Source organism: Pseudomonadota bacterium (assembly GCA_022361155.1).
In the GTDB taxonomy this organism is placed as follows: Bacteria; Myxococcota_A; Polyangia; order Polyangiales; family JAKSBK01; genus JAKSBK01.
Map to the genome: position 1 here is coordinate 1 of JAKSBK010000139.1, position 3,631 is coordinate 3,631.

A 3,631-nucleotide genomic window follows, 5' to 3' on the forward strand; every position below is an offset into this window, starting at 1 on the left:
CCTGTCGATGCCAAGCGCCCTGTCGATGCCAAGCGCCATGCCGATGCCAAGCGCCATGCCGATGCCAAGCGCCATGCCGGGCGGGCAGCGCATTCGCGTTCCACCCGTTCCCGGAGCGGCCGGGCAAAAAGAGCCTCGTCCACGGTGGGACCGGCTCACGGGATTCTGCAAGTCAACACGCAGCCCTGGTCGCAGGTCTTTGTCGACGGGCAACTCATGGGTAACACCCCCCAAATGCGGATCCCGTTGAGAGCCGGAAGGCATCGAGTGACACTGGTGAACGACGACTTCGACGTGCGCGAGACCTTTGTCGTCGAGATCGAGCCTGGCGGCGTCGTGCGAAAGATCCTGAAACTAAAAGCACGCAAGTAGGGCTTCACTCCATCCGATGCCGTACGAAGAGCCCGCCGAGAGGCACGAGACGGCCCTCCGGATCTAGGGTGATCTCCCGCTCGAAGAGCGACAGCTCGCCGTCCCCGTCGAGGTCGCCCTCCGCTCGCAGTGTGACGAGCGTCGGGCGCTGGCTGTCCCGAGCGAGGCCGCAGCCGGCGCTTGTGGGCACGAACGTATAGCGATAGCGCAACGGCCGCGCGGGGCGATAACCCAAAGCGCGCCATGTGGGCGAGCCCGTCGCAGCTTCCGATGCGAAGTCCACGTCGCGGGGCACGGTGGAGGGGCGGGGCGGCGTTGGCCCTGCAGCGGGGGGCAGGCACCGGCGTACGACTCCGTGTGGCGTGCTGTGGGATGCCTCGTAATACACTGCCGCGGCTCGGTGCAGTATCGCGAGCTGCTCGCTGGCCTCCGCTACCTTGCTGGTGCGCAGGACGCGCACGAACCTCGGCACCCACACGGCCAAGACTACGCCGATGACGCTGATGAGCAGGGCGGTCTCGACCATGGTCATTCCGGTGCGGGCAAGCCCACACAAACGCGGTTTCCTGGCACGCGACCAGACCATGACCGGGCAGTTTGCGACGACCCTCGGTGCTTTTCAATCGCCCTACTGCTCTGGTACGTGACTCCACTCAGAAGGGGGCAGCGGTACAGCTATGGGATCGAAGCCCCTCTCACGCAGCGCCCTGCCGTCGAATGGCGGTCGTTTGCCCACCAGCAGGTACATGTCTACGTCGAGATAAGAGAAGTCCCGCTCGCGTCCGCGTTCCGTCTCGAGCTGGGCGTGCTGAAAGGCCTCCGCGTGAGCCCGGGACTTCAGGCGGATGATCATCTGAGCCAAGCGCTCGCGCATCTGCTCATCGCGCGTCACTGCGTAGGTCTCCTGCAGGTGACGTAACGCCTGCTCCGTGTGCCCCAGGCGATGCAGATTGCGGGCGCTGCTCAAGGCCAGCCACGGCGGGCCCGCGCCTCGCAAGACCGCTATCTGTAGAGCCTCGGCGCCTTTGCGTTTCACCTCCGCCTTCTGGACTGGATCCTTGAGCAACGGGGCCAGCTCGTAGCTGTAGGTGGCGCCAAGGTCCCACGCCAGTTCTCCGTCCTCTGGAAAGAGCCTCATCGCGCGTTCCAGGAAATCGATCGCCCGCCAGCCGTCTTCGGCGTTTGTCTCGCCAGGCCGATACAGTACGACCGCCGCGGCCCAGCGGTAGACACGCTGGAAGTAGGGATCGAGCGCCAACATGGCCTCGGCGTAGTTCTCGAGGTGGCGCGCTTCGCTGCGATGCAACAGCTCGTCCGTGAAGTAAATGAGCGCCCTCAACCACAGCAGATCGGCCAGCGCTTCGTCGTGCCGCAGAGAGAACACGCGCAGCCACTGTGGGGGTGGCACGAAGTACACACTCTCATAGCGCTGGGTGGCGAGGAGGTGCCGCATGGAGCGAACGCGCAGCCAACGCCCCGCCGCAGCAAGGACCACGACACTCAAGACCACCGCCAGTGTTCGCAGCCAACGGCTCTCCACGGGCGCTCTTCTTAAGCGAAAACTCCCCAACCGCGAGGGCGAAGGGGAGCTTCCATGTTAACACAAGCTGGTTGCTGCGGATCGGCTATTCGAGCTCGTTGACGATGTAGAAGCCTCGTCCATGGTACAGTTCGTTTTCGGCGCTGGAGCCGACGGCCATCTCGAACCTGGAGTTGACACCGTCGTTGTCTAGGTCGCCTTCCGCGAAGAAGGTGTAGACGGCGGCGGTGCTCTTGGGAACGTTGCAGGTCAGCCCGATTCCCACGGCTTGCCCATAACCGAAGTACACGAAGTCGCTGATGGAGAACCCCAGGGCCGCGGCATTAGCTGGGGCTACGTAGGCTTGCTTGACGTCAGAGGGGTCGGCCGGGGTCAACACGTCTGCGCCGACGACGCAGTGCACACTCGCCGCGGAGGTGATTGCTTGGCCGCTGCGCTCCTGTTCGTAATACGACGCTGCAGCCTTGAACAGCTGGTTGAGGTTGCCCGTGGCCTCGGCGGTCTTGGACCGACGCACATAGCCCACGAACGCCGGAATCGCGAGCGCGGCCAGAATGCCGATGATCGCAACCACGATCATGAGCTCCACCAGTGTGAACCCTTCTCTACTCTTCATCATCTTCGACATGAAACTCTGTCTCCTTGGCAGTTGGCGGCTCACGAGCGACCGCTGTAACTTTGCGTTCTTATTGCAAGCTCCGGGCCGAAAACCGAGAGCGAGCCTCGCCACGGGAATCCCATTGAAATCGTTGCAGAATATTCCGTATCAATGCTGATTGGCCGTAACCTGGACCAGATCACGGGCGACACTCCGCGTCGCTGTCGTCCCGACCAGTGACAAAAACTGTCACCGCGTCCTAATCCCAGCCCTTGGCGTCGCTCACCCAGATCCGACTGGATTCGGAGTAGGATTCGAAGGTCACCAAGGTCGAGTCGTCGTCGAGGTCGCCCACGGCTTGAGAATAGAACCAAAAATCCAGGTTCGACGTGTCGTAGCCGAGCGCGGCGGGCGGTGGAGTAGCCGGTGTTCCCGCTACCGTGCGAAACGAGAAACGTACGTACGGGTCAGGCGTGGCGCCCAATTGGTCCCATGCGGCCGGCGTGGCCCCCCAGGGAACCGGGTTGGACCCATCCAGGCTCGCGATGGCTGGATGATAGGTGCTGATGTCGCAGTATTGGCCGAACTCCGCGCGATAGGCCTCCTGGCGAAGCTTGATCGCGCCCAGGAACTGCACGGCTTCGGCGGTACGCGAGCGCATAAGATAGGCGCTGAAGCTAGGGATTGCCACGGCCGAAAGGATGCCCACGATGGCAACCACGATCATCAGCTCGACCAGGCTGAACCCAGCGAGCGGCACACGAGAGCGTAGTGCTCGCGGCCGGAAGTCCGATCCGGGTTTTTGCCCGGGTAGGCCGCGGGCACGACCGCGCGCAGCGCGGCATCGACAAGAAGGTGCCCGAGCAAGCGAGGTGGGGGATACTAGGCGCAATTCAGACCTCCGGAACGGGTAGGGCACCAGTTCTAGGACGTATACGGCCGTGATCGCGTTTTTGTTTTGCCACGACCGCTTGCTTTGCCAGTCGCTGTGCGAGTGAGTGTGCAGGCCGAGCGAATAAGGCCTCACGTGCTCCGCTGTGCGAGCGTGGCCGCTCGAGTGGTCCTGGGAAACCACGCCGAATAACGAGCCAGCCTATGCTTTGGGCGCGTCCGAGGGCTCG

At 63.3% G+C, this 3,631-nt stretch carries 3 protein-coding genes and 2 pseudogenes; 1 reads left to right on the plus strand and 4 read right to left on the minus strand.

All coding sequences use genetic code 11. The features are described 5' to 3' along the window. Positions 1-372: PEGA domain-containing protein (locus tag MJD61_04670; protein ID MCG8554571.1), on the plus strand; the 372-nt coding region annotated here is incomplete at its 5' end. Positions 373-376: 4 nt separating this feature from the next. Here MJD61_04670 and MJD61_04675 read toward each other — a convergent pair. From MJD61_04675 to MJD61_04690, 4 genes and pseudogenes are all read right to left on the minus strand, one after another. Next, entirely contained in the window at positions 377-958 is a 582-nt protein-coding gene (locus tag MJD61_04675; protein MCG8554572.1) for a type II secretion system GspH family protein, read from the minus strand. Between the two features lie 42 nt (positions 959-1,000). Further along, positions 1,001-1,912, minus strand: coding sequence for a hypothetical protein (locus tag MJD61_04680; protein ID MCG8554573.1), 912 nt, complete (start codon positions 1,910-1,912; stop codon positions 1,001-1,003). Between the two features lie 493 nt (positions 1,913-2,405). Further along, positions 2,406-2,528, minus strand: a pseudogene (locus MJD61_04685) (prepilin-type N-terminal cleavage/methylation domain-containing protein). A gap of 631 nt (positions 2,529-3,159) precedes the next feature. Then, a pseudogene (locus MJD61_04690) lies at positions 3,160-3,237 on the minus strand (prepilin-type cleavage/methylation domain-containing protein). Positions 3,238-3,631 lie beyond the last annotated feature (394 nt).